At 44.4% G+C, this 20,322-nt stretch carries 18 protein-coding genes and 1 pseudogene; 9 read left to right on the top strand and 10 right to left on the bottom strand.

The window, feature by feature from the left end; translation table 11 throughout:
• Positions 1 to 137 precede the first annotated feature (137 nt).
• From GFB48_RS12960 to GFB48_RS12975, 4 genes are all read right to left on the bottom strand, one after another.
• Positions 138 to 308 (bottom strand): hypothetical protein, encoded by a 171-nt coding sequence (locus GFB48_RS12960; protein ID WP_163936439.1) that lies wholly within the window; start codon positions 306 to 308, stop codon positions 138 to 140.
• A 738-nt stretch (positions 309 to 1,046) separates the two neighbouring features.
• Positions 1,047 to 3,449: an immunoglobulin-like domain-containing protein gene (locus GFB48_RS12965; protein ID WP_163936442.1), complete on the bottom strand. Its 2,403-nt coding sequence runs from the start codon at positions 3,447 to 3,449 to the stop codon at positions 1,047 to 1,049.
• Between the two features lie 170 nt (positions 3,450 to 3,619).
• On the bottom strand, positions 3,620 to 4,375 hold the full coding sequence (locus tag GFB48_RS12970; protein WP_163936445.1) for a LytTR family DNA-binding domain-containing protein: 756 nt from the start codon (positions 4,373 to 4,375) through the stop codon (positions 3,620 to 3,622).
• Positions 4,372 to 5,418, bottom strand: coding sequence for a sensor histidine kinase (locus tag GFB48_RS12975; protein ID WP_163936448.1), 1,047 nt, complete (start codon positions 5,416 to 5,418; stop codon positions 4,372 to 4,374). Before GFB48_RS12975 ends, GFB48_RS12970 begins: the two co-directional genes overlap by 4 nt.
• Positions 5,419 to 6,063: 645 nt before the next feature.
• Between GFB48_RS12975 and glpG (GFB48_RS12980) the strand changes: the two genes are divergently transcribed.
• Positions 6,064 to 6,906 carry a rhomboid family intramembrane serine protease GlpG gene (gene glpG / locus GFB48_RS12980; protein WP_163936451.1) on the top strand — a complete coding sequence of 281 codons (843 nt, stop codon included), beginning with the start codon at positions 6,064 to 6,066 and terminating at the stop codon, positions 6,904 to 6,906.
• Between the two features lie 156 nt (positions 6,907 to 7,062).
• Here glpG (GFB48_RS12980) and GFB48_RS12985 read toward each other — a convergent pair whose 3' ends face one another.
• Complete coding sequence (locus GFB48_RS12985; RefSeq protein WP_163936454.1) at positions 7,063 to 7,653, bottom strand: hypothetical protein; 591 nt, start codon at positions 7,651 to 7,653, stop codon at positions 7,063 to 7,065.
• A 206-nt stretch (positions 7,654 to 7,859) separates the two neighbouring features.
• On the opposite strand from GFB48_RS12985, the gene glpG (GFB48_RS12990) reads away from it, so the two are divergent.
• A complete protein-coding gene (gene glpG, locus GFB48_RS12990; RefSeq protein WP_163936457.1) occupies positions 7,860 to 8,702 on the top strand; it encodes a rhomboid family intramembrane serine protease GlpG in 843 nt (280 codons plus the stop codon).
• Positions 8,703 to 8,743: 41 nt separating this feature from the next.
• Here glpG (GFB48_RS12990) and GFB48_RS12995 read toward each other — a convergent pair whose 3' ends face one another.
• Positions 8,744 to 9,130, bottom strand: a complete 387-nt coding sequence (locus GFB48_RS12995) for a flagellar basal body-associated FliL family protein (protein WP_163936460.1) — start codon at positions 9,128 to 9,130, stop codon at positions 8,744 to 8,746.
• A gap of 150 nt (positions 9,131 to 9,280) precedes the next feature.
• On the opposite strand from GFB48_RS12995, the gene GFB48_RS13000 reads away from it, so the two are divergent.
• The 7 genes and pseudogenes from GFB48_RS13000 to GFB48_RS13025 all read left to right on the top strand — a co-directional run bounded on the left by GFB48_RS13000 (position 9,281) and on the right by GFB48_RS13025 (position 15,554).
• Positions 9,281 to 9,844, top strand: a complete 564-nt coding sequence (locus GFB48_RS13000; RefSeq protein WP_163936462.1) for a chorismate lyase — start codon at positions 9,281 to 9,283, stop codon at positions 9,842 to 9,844.
• Positions 9,844 to 10,170, top strand: a complete 327-nt coding sequence (locus tag GFB48_RS13005) for a hypothetical protein (RefSeq protein WP_163936465.1) — start codon at positions 9,844 to 9,846, stop codon at positions 10,168 to 10,170. Before GFB48_RS13000 ends, GFB48_RS13005 begins: the two co-directional genes overlap by 1 nt.
• A 122-nt stretch (positions 10,171 to 10,292) precedes the next feature.
• On the top strand, positions 10,293 to 10,760 hold the full coding sequence (locus GFB48_RS13010) for a heavy metal-binding domain-containing protein (protein WP_205597738.1): 468 nt from the start codon (positions 10,293 to 10,295) through the stop codon (positions 10,758 to 10,760).
• Positions 10,761 to 10,819: 59 nt separating this feature from the next.
• A pseudogene (locus GFB48_RS17765) lies at positions 10,820 to 10,876 on the top strand (heavy metal-binding domain-containing protein); the annotation flags it as partial.
• 72 nt (positions 10,877 to 10,948) lie between these two features.
• On the top strand, positions 10,949 to 11,893 hold the full coding sequence (locus GFB48_RS13015) for an efflux RND transporter periplasmic adaptor subunit (RefSeq protein ID WP_256377994.1): 945 nt from the start codon (positions 10,949 to 10,951) through the stop codon (positions 11,891 to 11,893).
• Between the two features lie 9 nt (positions 11,894 to 11,902).
• The gene (locus GFB48_RS13020) at positions 11,903 to 15,037 is read left to right on the top strand and encodes an efflux RND transporter permease subunit (protein ID WP_163936472.1); all 3,135 of its coding nucleotides are present in this window, start codon (positions 11,903 to 11,905) and stop codon (positions 15,035 to 15,037) included.
• A 37-nt stretch (positions 15,038 to 15,074) separates the two neighbouring features.
• Positions 15,075 to 15,554: a hypothetical protein gene (locus tag GFB48_RS13025; protein ID WP_163936475.1), complete on the top strand. Its 480-nt coding sequence runs from the start codon at positions 15,075 to 15,077 to the stop codon at positions 15,552 to 15,554.
• 70 nt (positions 15,555 to 15,624) lie between these two features.
• Here GFB48_RS13025 and GFB48_RS13030 read toward each other — a convergent pair whose 3' ends face one another.
• The 4 genes from GFB48_RS13030 to mtr form a co-directional block, all read right to left on the bottom strand.
• Complete coding sequence (locus GFB48_RS13030) at positions 15,625 to 16,962, bottom strand: Na+/H+ antiporter NhaC family protein (RefSeq protein WP_163936477.1); 1,338 nt, start codon at positions 16,960 to 16,962, stop codon at positions 15,625 to 15,627.
• Positions 16,963 to 17,194: 232 nt separating this feature from the next.
• On the bottom strand, positions 17,195 to 17,806 hold the full coding sequence (locus GFB48_RS13035) for a hypothetical protein (protein ID WP_163936480.1): 612 nt from the start codon (positions 17,804 to 17,806) through the stop codon (positions 17,195 to 17,197).
• Between the two features lie 50 nt (positions 17,807 to 17,856).
• Complete coding sequence (gene parM / locus GFB48_RS13040; protein WP_163936483.1) at positions 17,857 to 18,900, bottom strand: plasmid segregation protein ParM domain-containing protein; 1,044 nt, start codon at positions 18,898 to 18,900, stop codon at positions 17,857 to 17,859.
• 188 nt (positions 18,901 to 19,088) lie between these two features.
• Positions 19,089 to 20,321: a tryptophan permease gene (mtr, locus tag GFB48_RS13045; RefSeq protein WP_163936486.1), complete on the bottom strand. Its 1,233-nt coding sequence runs from the start codon at positions 20,319 to 20,321 to the stop codon at positions 19,089 to 19,091.
• Position 20,322 lies beyond the last annotated feature (1 nt).

Raw genomic sequence — 20,322 nt, forward strand, 5'->3', positions numbered from 1 at the left:
GCAGACTCATCTAGCTTCGGGCTTGTTCAACAATCGGGATAAGGTCGCGGCTGCGCGCGGCCTATCCTTATTTGTTATGTTTACAATTTCACCACATGCTGCATATTTCTATGCCACGAAATCGAATCTAAAAGCACTCAACTGTTTGACGAAAGATGCTCTATGACTGCGGTTTCAATCTGAGAGCAAATCTTTTGACCATGTTCAGAGCTTAAATCTAATTCAACCCAACCATCAGTCCCCATAAACTCTGCTTTTTTGTAGTTCAGTTTGTGGGTGCTATTGATCTGTTCGAGTTCGCCTGACAAGCGGAAAATTCCAATCTCTGTATTAAACCTGCTGATTTGAAAATTCATAATCACCTGTAAACATAACAGCTTATTAAGCGGAAGCTCGATATGCTTCCGCGTGACATTTAACTTACAAATAATATGTCACTTTAACTTGTTGAAATAAAGTGCAATTTGTTCTCGCGTTTTAGGAAAGCTGAAAATAACACTAGGTAAATGCTTGTTAGAGGTATCGGCTCTGATAACGTAACGTTACTCAAAATTCCCCTCTGACTTTGCGAAGAATTTGATTGAGGAATAGCTGTTCAGACCATGGATGGTCTGCAAGGCTAGTTTGAGCCATGGACGGCGAAAATTTTGTCTGGAACAAACTTTAACAGCTTTAGCTGGCCCGAAGGGTGGAGGGCAGGATGCCCGGAATAATCCGCCGTCAGCGTAATGACGAATGAAAAATTCTGGTTAAGCAAAGTAAGGGGCGGCTCAGGGGGTGTCGGGGGCAAAATTGTCTGGAACAATTTTGAGCTGCTTTAGCAGACCCGCAGGGCGTAAGGCAGGGATGCCTGAAGTAAAAAGCTGTTGTTTTCCCCTGACGTGCCGTCGCCACCGCGACTCCCAGCTTGAACAGCCAAGCGCAGCTTATAACGAGACCATATCGACACCCCGACGAGAATAACGTGCGCAGATTCAAACAACTAAGCGCAGCTTAAACAAGGCTGAAATCCCCCGCGACTCCCAGCTAGAAAAGCTAAGCACAGCTTAAAAGAATCCAACCTCACAATGATGCGGATGATTAGTGCCATTGACATCATAGCGGCTTAAAAAGCGCCATATTTCTTCAGCCAGATTAATGTCGCTGTCCCCTTCAGATCCTGGCCATATATGCTGACCACCTTCAATTCTTAAATGTTCAACAGATACACCATTGGTTCCATTGGCATACACATAACGTTGAATGGTGGTGCCATTTTCAGGGAATGTGTCTTCTAAATCCGTGATAACAGGTTCCACGTCTGTTTGATTAAAGTCGATCCACCACTGCAAGGCAGTTTGAGCTTGTGCATAAGGCAGTTGCCGGTCTGCACTGCCGTGGGTTTGCAACACAGGGATTGGGCGCTCAGGCTTGCAATCGCCAGCCATTGTTGGCGTCATTACACCGGAAACCGGGGCGATTGCCGCAAAGGTGTCGCTGTACTGGCAAGCCAATTCAAAGGAAAAGAAGCCGCCTAATGAAAAGCCAGTCGCATAAATACGATTACTGTCGATGTTATAACTGCTTGATAGCTCCTTAATTAAGGCATCGATGAAGCCCAGATCATTAGCATCGCCACCTAGTGGAAATCCAGTCACATTCCAGCCATTAATGGATTGCGGTGTAACGAGTATAAAGTTCTCAGTTTCAGACACCTGGCTGAACTGACTATCACTGTATTGCTGCTGTGCTGTGCCGTTTCCGCCGTGAAAATCAAACAATAAAGGTACAGCTTTATCGCCAGAATAATTGCTAGACACGTCCAATAAATATTCGCGCTCAATACCGTCAAATTGGAAAGTCATTAGGTTCTCAGGCGTTTCAACCTTGTCAGATCCTGGGGTGTAAGTCACACGCATAGGGTCGTCCAAGGCAATGATTACTGATTCAAGATCACGTGGGCCTGGGGCTGAGTAAGTCACACCTTCAAAAGGAGTGCTACCTGGCCCACCTGGGTTATAAAAGGCTGAATATCCTTCTTCTAAACTTGGGATTTCAAGTGTGGTAATGTTTCTTGCTGCTGCTTCATCGCCAACCAGAATGATGTCGATGTAGTTATCCCTGTCTTCAGAGTAACAAGCATCAAAGGTCACGTCGCCAATTTCTGGCCGGCCTAGATCGGACAAGCCAACGACTCTAAGCGTGCCGCTTTGGACAACATATTCCTCTCCTACTTTATCGATGATGACCGTGTTGCCATCCACACCTTTTGCGTGAATTCGAAAGAAACGTTCAAATTCATTAGGTTTTAGAGCACTTACACCATTTGGTGAAAAACCACCTGTGGTTAACATTCTCAGCATGAAATCACCTTCATCGTATAAGACGGTGGCGTCATTGGCTGGAAGAAATGGTTGTAGTGAACTGACGCCTTCTCCTTCCATTTGTCCGTCGATGCGATTTAACTTGGCGCCGACTAATCTTGGACCGTTATTTTCATCATACGGGCTGGAATCGGTTTCCCAGGTCAGTCCTACAGCACTGACGGCTTTACCGCCTGGGCCAACCATTATCAATGGCGTGTCATCTTCAACAATTTCAAGCTTAATCGGGAAGCGGGCATCAGGATGGTCGCTTGGTAATCTGTTGCCAAACTCACCAAAAGCGACCGGTGTGTTTCGTTCATTTTCTTCAAAGTTAGGTAGGGGACCGATAGCCCACGGCCTGACAATATCACCCGTGTTTAAGGTAAATTGAAAATCCGTCAGACTAAGAGTGCTGGTATCAATCGGCCAACTCAGGACAATGGGTAAACCATCAAGACCAATCGCGCCATTTTTTAGCTCGCCATAAGGCGTCTGATGAATATAACCATTAGCCACTTGATCGCGAGTTGACGCTGTTGTGTAGTTTTGAGCGCCTGTACCGCAATCAATGTCTGATGACCAAGCTCCGCCAGCCGCAATGACAGTATCCATTGTTATTTCTGGAACATCAATGGCGATAATACCATCAAAGCCCATGCCTGCTGACAAGATTTGTGGTTCTTCAGACCAATAATCGGCACCTTTTAATGCGCCGTCAAAAAACAATGAAAACGGTCCTTCAGGAGTGGTAATGGTTGCGCTTTGGGAGGTATTTTCTAGCACCACCACTGTTCTGGTTGCTTGCGACGAGTTACCACTGGCATCGGTTGCCGTATAAGTTATCTCATAGGTACCAGCCGTGCTGGTATCGACGGTTCCTTGGGTTGTTACCGTGATTGCCCCATCGGTATCATCATTAGCTTGTGCACCTAAGTCACCAAATTTGGCGTTATAGACTACTTCGATACTTTCGTTGCCAACCAGGGTAATGACTGGTGGGGTATTGTCGGTTGAGGTAGTGGTATCATTATCATCTGAACCACAACCGCTAAGAGCCAATATTGCTGCTATTGATATACTGATTGTTGAAAGCTTCAACTTCATTTTTATTCACCTTATTCTTATACAAAACAATGGCTTTGCTGCCTCGTTGGGAATGGTTGTGAATATAGCAATAGTCGTCTTTTTAACGATATAGGCTGGTGTTTCAGATGTACGACTGGGTGTTTGAATTGTGTTTTAAATAACGACTTCTATGTTTTAATCAAAGCGATCTATAGTATCGCTTTGAGCTCACTGACCTTGCTTCTAGAAACGGGAATTTTGAGGCCGCTATATTTCAGCTTTGCAAAATGACGTCGTGACTCGGTACTCAAACCGACAATTTGCTGTATCGCGACTATATAGCTTCGATGTAAGCGCACAAAATTCTGAGGGGGCAATTGAGATTCAAATTCATCCAAGGTGGTATCAGATAAAATCGTCGGCATACGATGAATCTCTGTGCCTGCTTCAGTTAGATGGATTCGACGATATCGGCCTAGCCCTTCTATGTAATTAATGTTTTGATACTCAAGGACTCTACACTCGTTGCCATCGGATAGAACGAGACTGCCGCTGGTTGTTTTTTGAGCTTTTAAATCTTCCAGCACCAAACTCTCTTGATAGATTATTTTGTTAATGCATTTTTCCAAAAGGGATGGTCTGACAGGCTTGAGAAGATAATCAATGGCATTGGTGTCGAAGGCGTCCAGGGCGTACTGGTCATAAGCGGTCACAAAAACCAGCTGATAATTCAGGTGAGAGGTAGCTCTGGCAACGTCAAACCCATTTATCTCTGGCATTTCGATATCAAGAAACACGATATCGGGGCGCTGCTCGGTAATGGCCTGTATTGCGGTCTTACCGTCTCCAATTTCGTCAATGATGCTAAGCTCATCAAATGAATCAATGGCGTCCCTTAGATTACTCCTAGCCGCAGGTTCATCATCAATAATCATCACGCGCTTTGGCGCTACATCTTTATTCATTGACTGAACTTCTCCGACTTAATAGGCAAACTTAGTGAAAATTTCCCACCAGAATCTGTCGATTTTAATTCCAAGCTATAGCTATTGGGATAGTGCAAATCGAGGGTTTTGCGTAGGATTTTGAAACCCATTCCATCATTCACTTGGTTATCATCAAATTCTTGGCCGGTGTCTGTGACAGTAATAAGTAATTTATCGTTCGAGAGACTTGTAGTTACCGCTATATGCCCCTTGGCCGAGAATGGTGCTATTGCATGCTTAACTGTGTTTTCGATAATAGGTTGTAGTAACAATGAAGGTATTGTCAGTTTTGTCGTCAAAGGGTCTTGACGAATTTCAAACGTGAGACGGTCTTTGAATCTCTTTTGCTGTAGCGTCAAATAAAGCGAAACCAGTTTCAGTTCTTCTGACACTGTCGTTTCGGTTTGTTGAGCTATTTTAACGCTTTTACGAAGCAAGTCTGATAGGTCAAAAACAATTTCTTTAGCGTTATTGGGGTTGTGGCTTATTTCCGCAATAATCAGATTCAGTGTATTAAACAAAAAATGAGGATTGCTCTGGGAACGCAGCACATTAAGCTCTGCTTCGCGCAGCGCAAATTCTGCCCCCAATGCACGCTGCTGTTGATTAACGCTACGGACGATAACCAAGTAAATGCTTACCTCCAAAATAATCACTATTCTTGCGCCAATCGATGGCTTGGGAATCTCCAGGTGGCTAGGAAATTCAATCATAAGGGCAAATTGTTGTGAGATGATCCCAATCACAACTATATACAGCACCAACTGTTGCAAAAAACCGTCCAACCTCAGTACTAAAGAGAAGTGTTTCTCAATAAAACTAATCACAAAGTAAGCCAGACCAAAAACCAGCCAGAGCCTTGCTGCGGAGTAAGCAACAGTGTCCTCAATTGGTACTCCAATGTCATAGATAAACGCAGTGGTAAAAATTAGATTAATCGCCGGAAGGAAAAGAAGGAACACCCACTGTTGCAGATTGTCTTTATTGATCAGAGTTTTATTGTTGATAGCAGACATCGGCATGATGAACGTTTATCCAGTTAACTAATTAAAGCGCCATTATAGTCGCTCACTTGTGACAGAAAACCTCCAACGCGTACACCTCACACATGATACAACACCACTCATACACAAATTTACACACCCGCAGTTAGGCCCTCCTACAAACGAAATCAATAACTTCAGGAAAGGCGCCCCCGCCCCGTCACCCAGTAGCCGATAGGAGTACCACCTCAGATAACGTAACGTTACTCAAACTCCCCTCTGACTTTGCGAAGAATTTGATTGAGGAATAGCTGTTCAGACCATGGATGGTCTGTAAGGCTAGTTTGAGCCATGGAGGGCGAATCTAGCCGTCAGCGTAATGACGAATGAAAAATTCTGGTTAAGCAAAGTAAGGGGCGGCTCAGGGGGTGTCGGGGGAAAAAGCTGTTGTTTTCCCCTGACGTGCCGTCGCCACCGCGACTCCCAGCTCGAAAAGCTAAGCGCAGCTTATAACAAGGCAAATATCGGCACTCCGACAAGTCCGTGGAAAGGCTTGAACAGCCAAGCGCAGCTTAAAAACGATCAAACATTCAGCGCAGCTTAAAAAAAATCAAATTTCGACAACCAGATATCTCCATGGATATACTAGAAAAGCCGAGCTCAGCTTAAAATGAGAACAATAAAATGGAAATCACCACTTTCGCCGTCGTCCAAAACCCCCGTTACGCCCAAGCCTTTATCGATTACATGAAGTCCCAGGGGATCACGGTAAAAATGCAGCAGGGCGAACAGCAGTCTATTGAGCTGTTATGCCTTAGCGAACAAGCGCATGTGGTTGAGCCCGAGTGGCAGGCGTTTATGCAAAGCCCCAATGATGACAAGTACCTCAGTGCATCCTGGGATGTGGGCACCACAGAACCTGGATTTCGCTATGCCACGGGTGAGAGTATCTGGCAGCGCATTAAAGCGGGCGCCGGGCCACTGACGTTGCTGATTATGATGTTATGCAGTGCCATTTTTGCTTCGGCATTTATTGGTTTGGGCAATAGCGTTTATGGTGTGCTGAGTTTTTATCAGGATTTAGGTTCGGCTAACTTTACTGAGTTTTGGCGATTTTTCACTCCATCTTTGCTGCATTTCTCGTTATTACATTTATTGGGTAACTTAATTTGGTGGTGGCTGATTGGCGGTTTGATTGAACGCCGGTTGGGTTCAAAAGAGTTACTTATGCTGTTACTGGCGGCGGGTGTGGTGCCTTGTATATTGCAGTATCTGCTGGAGGGGCCAAACTTTGGTGGCTTATCTGGGGTGGTGTATGGTTTGTTTGGTTATGTTTGGGTGCTTGGCAGGATGGCGCCACAATTGGGAATAACCATCCCTAATTCTTATCTTATGTTTATGATTGGCTGGATGCTGCTGGGATTTATGGAAGTGTTAGGGCTGAATATGGCTAATTATGCCCACCTAGGCGGTTTGCTGGTGGGCGTATTGCAAGGTTGGCTTAGGGCTAATCGTGCAGGAACTTAGTGAACAATAGTTTGCAGGCCCTGCTGTACGACCCGAGCTTCATTAGCTGGGTTTCCTGCGCTTTGACATGCTAGTCAATGTGCTATTTTCTTGGGTTTATTGGTCGCTATAAAATAGCCCCAGAAAAGGGGCCTTAAATTATCGTTCGGAAGGTACTTAACGGATCCACTGCCCGGTTTCGATGACCATTTTGGCATTTTTAGAGCCATCTTTACTAATAAACAATACCTGTTCACCACATTCACTGATACGGGTTGGTCGCCAACCAAATTTTTCACGGGCTTTTTGCATGGTTTCAAAGGCTTTCACATTTTTTGCGACTGCAGCCTCAATACCAGCAGTATCGATTTCATCACCTATGCATTCAGGGTATCTAGGGTTATTAAAGTTAATGTCTGCGTATACATCACCATTTTCCCTAAACAGCAAGCTGGTGACAGGGTAGACACACTCTTTGTAAGCATCAATATGGCGTTTACCCTTAGCGTCTTCTTGCCACTGGGTAATCAAGACCACATAAGCAGGTTTACCGTGTTTAATCGCCTCAATATGACGAGAACGTTCTTGCTGGCCAACGCGAGTATCACCATTGCAAAGATAAAGTAAGGCTTCTCTACCTTCGACTTCATCTTGCCAGATCCTGAGGTAAATTCCTTTCTCATTTTCAGAGCCCCATGACCATTGAACATTAGTAAGTGGGGCTTGTAGGTGATCTTTAAAAAAAGCGGACATAGATTGACTATTCATAATACTCCCTCAATAAATAGCAATTAGTATTTTTATTGTTATTTTTATTATGTGATTCATCATTGGATTCCATTCACAATGACTTTAATTTAAATCAGTTTGTAACGCTTAACAAGCATCCTGAATGCATTTGTTTCAAGTTGAAAGTGAAACTTGCATAAAAGCTTGTTAAGCTGACCAAAATATCCATTAGGGGCGATCAGTCTATGCAGGTCATCAGTTTTGCTATCGTCGACAACCCTCGCTTTGCTCAAACTTTTATAGATTATATGCTTTCGTTGCAAGTTACGGTAAAGATGCAACAAGGTGATGATGGTATAGAGTTATTGTGTCTTGAGCAGCAATTAGCTGTTGTGCAGCAGCAATGGCAGCAATTTATCAATAATCCAAATGATGATAAATATTTACAGGCATCATGGGATGTTGGTACCACTTCACCCAACTTTAAATATGTTAAAACAAGCAGTTATTGGTTAAAAATAAAACGTGGCGCAGGCCCGTTAACCTTAATGGTGATGTTGTTATGCACAGTCATTTTTGCTTCTATTTTTGTTGGTTTAGGTAATCAAGTTTATGATTCACTATTCTTTTTTAACGATCTAAGCAAGGCTGATTTTAGCCAGTTTTGGCGTTTTTTTACCCCTTCATTATTGCACTTTTCTTTACTGCACTTATTGATGAACTTACTCTGGTGGTGGTTATTAGGAGGATTGGTTGAACGTAAATTGGGAACAAAAGAACTGGGTCTTTTATTATTGGCCGCGGGTATAGTCCCAAGTTTGCTGCAGTATTATTTAGTTGGGCCAAACTTTGGTGGTTTATCAGGGGTGGTGTTTGGACTATTTGGTTATGTGTGGATGATAGGTACTAAGGCTCCAAAATTAGGTGTCGCGATTCCAAATTCCTACCTGCTGTTTGTGATTGGCTGGATGGTGCTCGGATTTATGGAGGTTTTAGATTTAAATATGGCCAATTATGCTCATTTAGGTGGCTTAATTGTCGGTTTATTGCAGGGTTGGTTAAAGGTCAGCAGACAGAAGTCTCAGTAAATAGGCCCAGATCATCCAGGCCAGATGTTTGCTAGTGGCTATTATTCATGAAGGTATTTGGTGAACAATAATTGCGCTGCTATAGGTCTGCCAACCTCTTGGTTCAATAGTTCATTGATTTTATCAAAACAAGCTTTCCTAATGACTGGACGATTTTCCAGTGACTTAATTTGTTTTTCATTTTGCTTGCCTAGAATTTCTATTACAGCAGCTCTAAGTAAAGGCTCATGCAGGCTTACATATTTGAGATCGCGGCTATCTGCGACCATGACTTCCATGGTCAGTCGAATGTACCCTAGCTTTTTACCGGCTTTGATATAGTTAGTAGTGATATCAGGCTCAAATGAATAATAGCCGGTATCGGCGGCTTTTAAGCTGACACTTGAGAGACTCAATAGGAGTCCCAAAATAATTGCAATTGTTTTCATAATAATCAATATATCAGACTGTTAAATAGATTTTACATAGTTATTAAATGATTGCTAGGTTAGAATTCCAACACGGATTGAATTTAATCAAAGAGCAACTTAAGCAACAGAATATGGTAGACTGCAAGGGTATTTATTTGAGTTTAGATTATGGCGTTATTGCTACCTAGCTTTCCCTGCGGTGAGAAACTGCATTGGGGTGAAGCCCAACAACATTCACTACCTAGCGGCGTATTTGGACACTGGCTAATCAGTACCGACAGCTTGACCCAAAGATTAAAATCGTTAAATAAGCCTTTCAGGGTAGAGCTGCTAGGTGAGCGCCGCATCCCGTTTCCACGACTGGAAATGATGGGCTTTGCCGAGCAAGATTACTGGTTGCGTGAAGTGGTGTTATACATTGACGATCAGCCTTGGGTGTTTGCCCGAACGTTAATCCCAGAGGCCATTTTTAATATTACCCAGCTAGGCTTTGGTGAGCTAGGGCAAAAACCTTTAGGTGAATTGCTCTATGGCAGTCAAAGCTTTGAACACGGTCAACTGCAGTTCTGCCAAGTGCCACAGCACAGTGAAATTCAAAAGATTTCAGGCTGTACTCGGCTATTATGGGGCAGACGTAGACCCTTTAGCTGTGAGTATGGTACTCTGCATGTGGCGGAAATATTTCTGCCAGCAGCGATGGATTTTTTACAACAGGATAAATTGAGCGCTTGATGAAAACCTATTTTTACTCATTATTATTTGCTTTAGGCATACTGGTTTCTAGCCAGAGTGCCGCTATGCAGGTTTTAATGCCGTTAAAAATGGAGTTAAACCAATCTCAATCTATGCCGTGTCACACTGAGTCCAGCCAAGTCATGACGATGGACTGCTGCGAAACAGAGAATCATTGCCAGTTCTGCTATGCCCAGATAGCCGCCAGCTTGCCTGGATTAATCATCGAGCCGCCTATTAAGGCTAATACTCAGTTGCTTTCAGCTCGTGAGGATTTTGCTTCCCTTGCCCTTGAGCGGCTTAAGCCCCCTCCTAAACATTCTTAATTTAAAGCCCCTTACGAACTGCTAGGCCAAATGTCTAGCGGATTTTGATTGTACTTAAATTAAGAAACCCTATGAAAAATTTAACTTTGACTCAGGCTGTAGCGTTTTTCTGCGGTCTATTTTTGCTATTAGCACAGACCTTTTCACCGCTAATGGCCAATGAACATGCTCACCAACACCATGACCATCAACAGCATGAGAGCGAGCATTACGTCTGCCCAATGCACCCAGAGGTGACCGACGATAAACGCTCTAACTGCCCTAAGTGCGGTATGTGGCTGGAGAAAGTCGAAAAGGCTGAGCATCAACAGCATGCGAGCGAGCATTACGTCTGCCCAATGCACCCAGAGGTGACCGACGATAAACCCTCTAACTGCCCGAAATGTGGCATGTGGCTGGAGAAAGTCGAAAAGGCTGAGCATCAACATCCTTCGAGCGAAGATTACGTCTGCCCAATGCATCCAGAGGTGACCGACGATAAACGTTCGAACTGCCCGAAATGCGGTATGTGGCTGGAGAAAGTTCAGAAAGCAGAAAAGACAGAACAATCTCAACAGCACCATGAGCATCATCAGCCAAAAAAGCACTAGCGGGTTCATTCAATGCTGAGCCCGAGAATCCATTAAGCGTAAGTGCGGCCTATGTATGCCCGATGCACCCGCAAATCAGTCAAGATAGTCCAGGCCGCTGCCCTATTTGTGGCATGGACTTAGTTAGGCAGCAACCACAGGCTTCGGCTTTAGTTGAAATTAGCCAAAGCATGCAAGCTAACCTTGCCATGCGTACGGCAAAGGTCAGTCGTGAAGACTTTAACATGCAGTTGCAGGCGGTGGGTGAAGTCAGTTTTGATGAGTCGATGGTGACCCATATTCACTCCCGCGTTAATGGCTGGATGGAGCAATTTAGTGTCTTTACCATTGGCGATAAGGTCACTAAAGGTCAACAGCTCTATAGCCTGTATTCACCGCAATTGATCACTGCTCAAGATGATTATTTACTGGCGCTAAGGGCGGTATTGGCCAGCAATGGCCTAGCAAATTCGAAGGAAATTTTAAGGCGAGCCAGATTTAGATTAAACCTGTTAGGCTTTGATGAAAGCTTGATTAAACAGCTAGACCAAACTCAGCAAACCTTATATACGGTGCCATTTTTTGCCCCTAATGATGGTGTGGTAGTGAAGATGGGCGCACGTAAGGGCATGTACATTGAGCCTGCTAGTGAGATACTGTCTATCGCTCAGCTTGATAAAGTATGGGTGCACGCGGATGTATTTGGAGAGAATCAAACTTTGCTACAAACTGGATTAGATGCCCAGGTAACCCTGCAAGATGGCAGCACGTTTGAAGGAAAAGTGAGTTATTTGTATCCAGAGTATGATCAAAAGTTGCGTAGTCAGCGGGTAAGGATAAGCCTAAATAACCCGAATAAACATCTAAAACCCAATGCTTTGGCACAGGTTAGCATTATGTTGCCGGTAAAACCGGATGTGCTTACCATTCCCGTAGAAGCCTTGATTCAAACCCAGCATCATAACCGAGTGGTAACCATGACAGATAATGGCTTTAGGGCGGTTGCCGTCACTGTGGGCCATCAAAATGGTGACAAGGTCGAAGTGACATCCGGCTTAAGCTTGGGCGATGTGGTGGTCACTTCGGGTCAATTTATGATTGATTCTGAAGCCAGCTTGCGTGGTGGCGCGGCGCGCCTTGCGCACGATCATTAGGGGTAAATCATGATTAACTTAATCATTGATTGGGCCATTAAGCAGCGGTTAGTGGTGCTGGCGTTATGTGCATTACTTAGCTTTATGGGCTATCAAAGCATAATCAAAACGCCGGTGGATGCCTTGCCGGATCTGTCCGATGTGCAGGTGATCGTTAAAACCAGTTATCCGGGCCAAGCCCCTAAACTGATTGAACAGCAGATCACCTTTCCCCTCTCTAGTGGTCTCATGGCGGTGCCGGGTGCAAAGGCAGTACGGGGCTATTCATTCTTTGGTGACTCCTATATTTATGTGCTTTTCGACGATAATGTCGACCTATACTGGGCACGTTCGCGGGTAAATGAGTACTTAACCCAGTTGCAAGCAAACCTGCCACAGGGGGCAAAAACCGCACTAGGCCCGGATGCCTCTGGGGTCGGTTGGGTTTACCAATACGCCTTGGTCGATCGCAGTGGCCAGCATGATTTAAGCCAACTTAAATCACTGCAAGACTGGTATTTAAAACTTGCCCTGCAAGGGGTCAAAGGGGTGAGTGAAGTCGCCACGGTTGGTGGCATGGAACGTAGCTATCAGGTGATAGTGGATCCAGCTAAGTTGGCCATGTATCGCCTTAGCTTAAGCGATGTTAAAAATGCCATTAATCTAGGTAATAACGAGGTGGGCGGCTCGGTGCTGGAAATGGCCGAAGCAGAGTATATGGTGCGCTCAACGGGTTATTTGCAAACCCTAGATGATTTTAAGCAATTGCAATTGGGGCTTCGCAGTGACTCTTCTACCCCATTAATGCTGAAAGATGTTGCCACTATTCGCTTAGGCCCAAGTTCTCGCCGTGGCATTAGTGACCTTGATGGTGAAGGTGAAGTGGTCGGTGGCATAGTGGTGATGCGTCACGGCGAAAACGCGCTGGCGACAATTAATCGGGTTAAAGCAAAGCTTGCACAACTGAGCCAAGGCTTACCAAAAGGGGTCGAGTTAGTCACCACTTATGACCGATCCCAGCTGATTGAAAGTTCGGTGGCCAATCTGATCGATAAACTTTGGCAAGAAATGCTGATGGTGGCTCTGGTCTGTTTCATCTTTGTGTTACATGCCCGCTCAACCTTAGTGGCAGTGGTATCCATACCTTTGTCGGTATTGCTGGCGTTTATGCTTATGAATGCCATTGGCATCAGTGCCAATATTATGAGTTTAGGCGGTATTGCCATTGCTATCGGTGCGGTGGTGGATGCGGCGATTGTGATGCTGGAAAACGCCCATAAGCATTTACACCAGTTCCAAACCAAGCATGGCCGTGTTGCTAGCTCTAAAGAACATTGGTCCATTGTCAGCAGCGCCGCTAAACAGGTTGGGGGCGCTTTATTTACCTCATTAGCCATTATTACCCTTAGCTTTATGCCAGTGTTTGCCCTAGAGGCGCAGGAAGGTCGGCTATTTGCACCATTGGCTTACACCAAAACCTTTACCATGGCGGCAAGCTGCCTACTGGCGATTACTCTCGTGCCGGTGTTATTGGGTTATCTAGTTAAAGGGCGGCTACGCCCAGAGCAAGCCAACCCATTAAATCGCGGGTTAACTAAGGGTTATCAAGCCTTACTAAGTCGACTCATTCACTACCCTAAAACTGTATTAGTGCTCGCGCTGGTTGTGTGTGCTTCCGCATGGTATCCCATTAAGCAAATGGGCAATGAGTTTATGCCAGAGCTTAATGAAGGCAGTTTGATGTATATGCCAACTACCCTGCCGGGTATTAGTGCAGATAAAGCGTCACAGCTATTAAGGCAAACCGATGCTCTAATTAAAACGGTGCCAGAGGTCGAGCGTGTATTTGGCAAGGTAGGTCGCGCCGAAACCGCAACGGATCCTGCGCCTCTGACCATGTTAGAGACCACCATAACCTTAAAGCCGCAAGATAAGTGGCGTAAGGGTATGACCTTGGAGAGCATTATTAACGAGCTCGATGCGGCAGTGCAGGTACCGGGTTTAACTAATGCTTGGGTACAACCCATTAAAACCCGCATTGATATGTTATCTACTGGGGTGAAAACCCCGGTTGGGGTGCGTATTAGCGGTGAGGATGTCTCAGTGCTAGAGCAAATAGGCGAGCAAATCACGACGCGTTTACAGCAGCTTGATAGCACCCGCAGCGCCTTTAGTGAACGTGCTGGCAGTGGCCGCTATATTGAAATTAACCCTAAATTAGCGGCGGCTGCTCGTTATGGCCTCAACCTTGAACAAATCCATGATGTGGTGCGTTATGCCATCGGTGGTCAAAGCATTGGGCAGTCGATTCAGGGCAGTGAGCGTTACCCTATCTTAATGCGTTACCCAAGGGAGCTTAGGGACAATCTGGCTAAGTTGAAAAGTTTGCCTGTGGTCTCCAAAGAGGGGCATTACTTAAGCCTAGGGATGCTGGCCGATATCAGTATTGTCGATGGCCCTGCCATGCTTAAAAGTGAAAATGGTCAGTTGATTTCTTGGGTATTTGTGGATATTCACAACACCACAGTAGGGGATTATATTGAGCAGGCCCAGCAAGCTTTGCAAGATCTGGCGCTGCCAGCCAAATACAGTTTTGAATTTGCCGGCCAGTACCAATATATGCAAAGGGTTGAGGCTAAGCTGGCGCAAGTGATACCGGTAACTTTATTGTTGATTTTAGTGCTGTTACTGGCGCATTTTCAGAAACTTGGACCGGTAGTATTGGTATTAGCCAGCCTACCGCTAGCGCTGGTGGGCAGCCTATGGTTATTACAGGGTTTAGGCTATGCGTTTTCGGTGGCGGTGGCCGTGGGGTTAATTGCCTTGGCCGGCGTAGCGGTGGAATTTGGGGTGGTGATGCTGGTATACCTAAAGCAGGCCATTGGTGAAGACCAGGCTCAATATGGTGCTTTGTCAGCTGAGCAGTTACGCGCTGCCATTGTCCGCGGTGCCTGCCAGCGTATCAGGCCTAAGGCGATGACAGTATTAACCATTGTGTTTGGACTATTGCCTATCATGTGGGGCGCAGGTTCAGGTAACGAAGTCATGCAAAAAATTGCGGCGCCTATGCTGGGCGGCATGATCAGTGCACCATTATTAAGTTTGTTGGTGATCCCCTGTGGCTATTACCTGTTGACTAAACGAACAATCAGTAGGGTATTATAGTGGCTTAATTATCAAGGATTTAGATTAAAAGGGATTTATGAAATATAGCGCATTAGCATTCAGTTGCCTGTTGATTGCAGGCACTGCGGTGGCTCACGATACTTCATTTGAGGACGATAATTGCCATTGGAGTCCACAAGAGGGCGAGCACTGCCATTATAAGGTGCCGGAAATCTCGGCGATGGATGTAAGCCTCGGTTATCAATTTGAGCTTGAAAAGTCGTCTTTGGTGCCTTTTGTTGGAGTGTCCTATGCCAAAAAATGGCATCAAGATTCTGAGTTTGGAGGCATTGTCGGCTTAAGGCATCAAGATGGCATGTATGCCAGTTATGTTAGTACTACTAAAACCTTGCAAATTGGTATTTCTATTGCCCATCTATCCTTTAATCACGAAAGCATTGGTTTAGGCATGTCGGTACCACTGACCTTTTTCTCTAATAAGCAAAATAGTAGTAGTCCCTTTGTTAACTTGAGTCTGTTGTCGCAGAATTTCAAAGAAGAGATTGTGTATAGGTAGGCATCGAAAATTCAGAATAAAAAAGGGCCGCTAACTTAAGTTAGCGGCCCTTTGCTTTAAAGCTTAGGTTTTAAAGCATGCCTAGTACTAGGTAGCCTACAATAGAGATGGCACTGACTAGCAGTACATATGGTAACTGAGTTAAAGCGTGGCTCATTACGGTACAGCCTGAACCTTTAGCAGAAAGTACCGTTGAATCACCGTAGAAACAAGCGTGAGAACCGGCCGCACAAGCCGAAACCATAGCACCAATAACGAGCGGCATATTAGCGTCGGCAGCCATAGCAAGTGGCAAAATAATTGGCGCAGCCACGGCGAAGACACCCCAGAAAGATCCAGTAGCAAAAGCCAATAATGCAACAATGATAAAGCTTAATGCAGGTATCCAAGCACCACTCATGACTGGTTCAGCAACTGCGATCACATATTCGGTCATTTTCAATTGATCATTAGCTTCTTTAAGAATGAAGCTTGAGGTAACGATCGCAAGTGGGATAACCATCCCTTTTAGACCTTCACCAATGTGATCGAGGGCTTCTCCAAATTTCATAAGACCAGAGAATTGGTAAAAAGCAAGGGTAACTACAATTGCAGTTGCAACACCAATGGTGACATTAACACCGGTTGCGATGGTTACACCAATTAGCACAGCTAATGGAAGAGCAAAGTGCCAGATAGAGGCTTTATCGTTATGCACAACGGCCTCTTCGCCATCTTCATCCAATTCACCAAATGCTTGTGGGTCAGCTTCAGCCTGTTTCATTTTGCCCATTAACGGAGCAATGCCCATGGCCACTAGAGGTACAAGAATCAGTGCAATGATCGGATAGAGCATATAGGGGATAGCATTAATATAAGCCATCATGCCTTCACCAGCGGCAGCCGCGCCGTTTTCTTCTAGTAGACCAGCATAGTATATCGCCCAAGTAGATAGCGGGATTAATACACAAATTGGAGCCGATGTCGCATCAACAACGTAAGCTAACATTTGACGCGAAACACCTTTTTGATCAGTAACTTTTCGCATCGATGATGAGACCGTTAAAGCATTTAGGTAATCATCGATGAAGATAATAATACCCAGCAGCCAAGTCATTAACAGGCTTCCTTGACGGGTTTTTACACGAGCGGCTAGGGCATTGGAAAATGCTAAGGCAGACCCCGAGCTAACGAGCAGCGCAATCAGCGAGCCAAATAGGCCAACGGTCACAATTAACCAACCGATAGTGTCATTAGCCATCACGGCCAGAGTGATATCGTATAAATGGGTTAATGGATCAGCTGGAGCGAGCATGGCAACGGCAATTAAGCTACCACACATTAATGAAAAGACAGGTCGGTGAGATTTTATCGCTACTGCTAATACGACTAGAGTAGGTAGTAGCGCCCAAAGAGAGTTTTCGAACATAAAGGTGCCTCTTTAATTATGAAATTTGGCACTGTGGTATCTGTCTTAATTATTATTTTGATAGGACAAAGTTATAAGCAAATCATTGTTAACAACATTTACAAACCACCTACAAAGGTGTACCACAGGTTAACGATTCGAAAACAGCTTACACCCCTTGGGGGTTATTCTCTAGTAAAATATCGAACTTTTATGATTAAAATCATGGCGTTAGGAATTTTTGTGCCAGAGCTTACCATAGCCCTTTGGCTTTGATTTTTGCCACTTTTGCCATCGTTTCAGAAAGATCTGACTGAGCTTGCTGGTTTTCTTGGGGCATTGTACTGTCAACCTTGGCACCACTGGAAAGATTACTGATCAATTTTTGTTGCGCTTTGAGTTGAGCGCTTAATGTATCAATTTGTGACTTATAAAGATTCTCAATCGCTTCTAACTGTTGCTGATGTTGCCTTTTTAACACTTCAAGCACTTCATCAAGTTGAGCATTGTTTTCCTGGCCTTGCAGAGATTTAAGTTGATGGCTGATTTGTTCTAAAGATAGTTCGGGTTGTGTGGCTATGATTTCATGACTTTCAAGGGTATTTTGTAAAGCCTGTGAGAGGTCTTGTTTTACTAGTGCATTGCCTAAAGATTGGCAAAACTCAGGGTTAACTAGGTAACTAAGTAAACCAGCTTTATATACCTTTTTATGGAAATCTTCAGCAATATTAGAAGGTAAAGAATTATTATTGAGCTTTCTAGTTTCGCTGCTCCATCTTTTAAGCTTTAACATTAAAGCTTTATCAGATTGGTATTGCTCTGGATTTAATTGAAATTGAAATTTTAAACGCTGGGTTTGAGACATAATTCATCCTTAAAAAGGCCAAGCTTGAAGCTGCTTGGCCTTATTAATAATTAAGCTACAGCTTCTGCTTCTGCATGTTGCGCTGCTGATTCAGTATCTGGGGCAGTATGGTAGAGACACATCTCTTTAGCCAATGCCAATTGAGCATCATCCATTAACTGGATTTTGTCACCTAAAGTGGCATAAGCTTCGCGGATGGCAGGCTCTATTAATGCCGCGCCGCCGCCAACTAAATAGATTCGATGAGGGTGCTTAGCAAATTTTTTCGCTTCAAATGCTACTTGGCTTCCTAGCTCTGCAATTTTGGTTTCGATCTTTTCAAGGACAATCTCTTTTTTACTGAGATCATTTAATACTGCTTCTACGAATTCATCATCGTGACGGTTCTTGATCAGTTCGTTCGATACTAAGTAACTGGCATCAGAATCTGCGGCAGCCAATGCTTTACGGGCAGCATCGGTTACCATGCAAACACCAATTTCGTTGTTGCCGTAAATACCTGAAACATCGTCATACTCACCGACAACTATGCCCATATCTAGGGTCGTGCCACCAAGATCTATGACCAGTGATTTAGTAAACTCATGAACATTGGCGCTCAGTAATGTAGAAAGCACGGCCGGCAGGCTTTCTGGCATCACCTTAACATCAACAATGTCAAAAACTTCACCTTTATTTAAAGTGATTTTCCTAAGCAGATTTTGACGTTTACGTTCAATCTTAGCTTCATTCTTTTGGCAGTCATCAGCGTTGTAGTATTCAGTAATAGGCAGTGTTACAACGATTTCTACTGGCTGTGGCTGAAGACCTGTTTGCAGTAACGCATGATGAACTGCAAGTAAGTTTTGATCGTCATATTGATAATCGATGTGGGTAGTGGATAACGCTTTATCAGAAGTGGCATCAAAGGTGTACTTAGTGGTGCCAACTTGATAGTTATAAACTTTTGTTTCAGCACGAAGTGCTGCACTTTTCCAATCTTTACGGAATGAATTAGGTGAAATTACCGATTTGATTTTACCCCCTTGATACCAACATACTTTAACGTTAGTAGAGCCATCATCAATGGCAATTTTTAATGGAGCTTTAGACATATACCGCCTCTTATTATTGTTCGTCCTAGAAAATGATTTATAGCTAAATACATACTAGATGAGAAAAGTGAATGGATTTTACAGCTATAGGGCGACTTAACTTTATCACTAATAAAGCGGCTTGAATAACAAGTATTTCTAATAAAAAAGCACCGTAAACGGTGCTTGACATGGTGGCTTAAAATTAACTAACCAAAACGAGGTAACCAATTGGCCATAGCTAATAAATGGCAGCTGCCAATGACTAAACCAATAATGCCGATAACAATTAATAAAGGCGTGCCGCCGAAAACTTGATAACCATGACAAGGATATTGCTGGCGGACTTTATAGGCCATCATCGCGGGAACAATCAAGGTCCAGATGCAAGCCGCTAGGGCAGCAAATCCGATGGCCATTAAAAAACCATCAGGGAATAAAATCCCGCCAATGGTCGGCGGTATAAAAGTTACCCCTGCGGTTTTTAATCGACCCAAGTTGCTGTCATCAAATTTAAATAAATCAGCAATAAAATCGAACAGCCCAAGAGTTACACCCAAGAAGGAAGAAGCCACCGCCAGATTAGCGAACAATTTAAGGCTACTGCCTAAAACATCAGAATTGATGACTTGTTCTAAGGCCCCGACGAGTACACCCATATTGCCGCCTTGAGCAATGATTTCGGTGAAACTTGAGCGTGCAAGATTACCCATCACCGCCGTTTGCCAAGCGATGTAAATAACCAGAGCAATGCCGGTTCCTAGGGCTAAAGTTAACGCAACTTTTTTGGCATCCTTATTATAATATTTAACCATGCTAGGGACATTACCATGATAGCCAAAGCTTGCTAGGGCGAAAGGTAAAGCGGCCCATAGATATGGCGTGAAAACCTGTTCGCCATCAGGTTTTATTAATAGCTCAACCGAACTTCCCGCAATTAAATTTCCTATGGCCAGAGAGAAAGTGATCACCATAGCACCAAGCATTACTGAGGTAATTTTGTCGACAGCTCGGGTGGACCATAAAACAATACCAGCAAGCACAGCAGCAAAGACTAATCCAGCCAATTGCTGGGGAAGCTGTATGCCCAATTGGCCAATGCTATGGTTGACGATTGAACCACCGCCACTAATGTAAGCATAAGTCAGAATGTAAAGCACAAAAGCAATAGAGAGACCATTCACAACACGCCAACCCTGTCCTAGGGTTTTTTTAGTTAAGGTGTCAAAGCTAGAGCCCAGTTTAAAATGAAGGTTGGTTTCTAGCACCAAAAGTCCAGAAATCAACATGGCTCCCCAAACCACAAGTAGCATGGCAATCGATAATGTGTACCAACTGCCTGCAGTCACAACAGGCAATGAAAACATACCGGCACCAACCGTGGTAGCGGCAATGATCATCGCACCACCCAGTAAAGATGGCGATTTAGTTTGGCTGCTCATG

The organism is Paraferrimonas sp. SM1919, from assembly GCF_010993985.1.
GTDB lineage: Bacteria > Pseudomonadota > Gammaproteobacteria > Enterobacterales > Shewanellaceae > SM1919.

Excerpts from the sequence above, each read along its gene's own strand:
- glpG (WP_163936451.1), top strand. The coding sequence starts at position 6,064 with ATGGAAATCACCACTTTCGCCGTCGTCCAAAACCCCCGTTACGCCCAA.
- GFB48_RS13015 (WP_256377994.1), top strand. The coding sequence starts at position 10,949 with ATGCGTACGGCAAAGGTCAGTCGTGAAGACTTTAACATGCAGTTGCAG.
- GFB48_RS13005 (WP_163936465.1), top strand. The coding sequence starts at position 9,844 with ATGAAAACCTATTTTTACTCATTATTATTTGCTTTAGGCATACTGGTT.
- GFB48_RS13025 (WP_163936475.1), top strand. The coding sequence starts at position 15,075 with ATGAAATATAGCGCATTAGCATTCAGTTGCCTGTTGATTGCAGGCACT.
- GFB48_RS13020 (WP_163936472.1), top strand. The coding sequence starts at position 11,903 with ATGATTAACTTAATCATTGATTGGGCCATTAAGCAGCGGTTAGTGGTG.
- GFB48_RS12975 (WP_163936448.1), bottom strand. The coding sequence starts at position 5,418 with ATGCCGATGTCTGCTATCAACAATAAAACTCTGATCAATAAAGACAAT.
- GFB48_RS12995 (WP_163936460.1), bottom strand. The coding sequence starts at position 9,130 with ATGAAAACAATTGCAATTATTTTGGGACTCCTATTGAGTCTCTCAAGT.
- GFB48_RS12965 (WP_163936442.1), bottom strand. The coding sequence starts at position 3,449 with ATGAAGTTGAAGCTTTCAACAATCAGTATATCAATAGCAGCAATATTG.
- GFB48_RS12970 (WP_163936445.1), bottom strand. The coding sequence starts at position 4,375 with ATGAATAAAGATGTAGCGCCAAAGCGCGTGATGATTATTGATGATGAA.
- GFB48_RS13030 (WP_163936477.1), bottom strand. The coding sequence starts at position 16,962 with ATGTTCGAAAACTCTCTTTGGGCGCTACTACCTACTCTAGTCGTATTA.
- mtr (WP_163936486.1), bottom strand. The coding sequence starts at position 20,321 with ATGAGCAGCCAAACTAAATCGCCATCTTTACTGGGTGGTGCGATGATC.
- GFB48_RS13000 (WP_163936462.1), top strand. The coding sequence starts at position 9,281 with ATGGCGTTATTGCTACCTAGCTTTCCCTGCGGTGAGAAACTGCATTGG.
- GFB48_RS13035 (WP_163936480.1), bottom strand. The coding sequence starts at position 17,806 with ATGTCTCAAACCCAGCGTTTAAAATTTCAATTTCAATTAAATCCAGAG.
- parM (WP_163936483.1), bottom strand. The coding sequence starts at position 18,900 with ATGTCTAAAGCTCCATTAAAAATTGCCATTGATGATGGCTCTACTAAC.
- GFB48_RS12985 (WP_163936454.1), bottom strand. The coding sequence starts at position 7,653 with ATGAATAGTCAATCTATGTCCGCTTTTTTTAAAGATCACCTACAAGCC.
- glpG (WP_163936457.1), top strand. The coding sequence starts at position 7,860 with ATGCAGGTCATCAGTTTTGCTATCGTCGACAACCCTCGCTTTGCTCAA.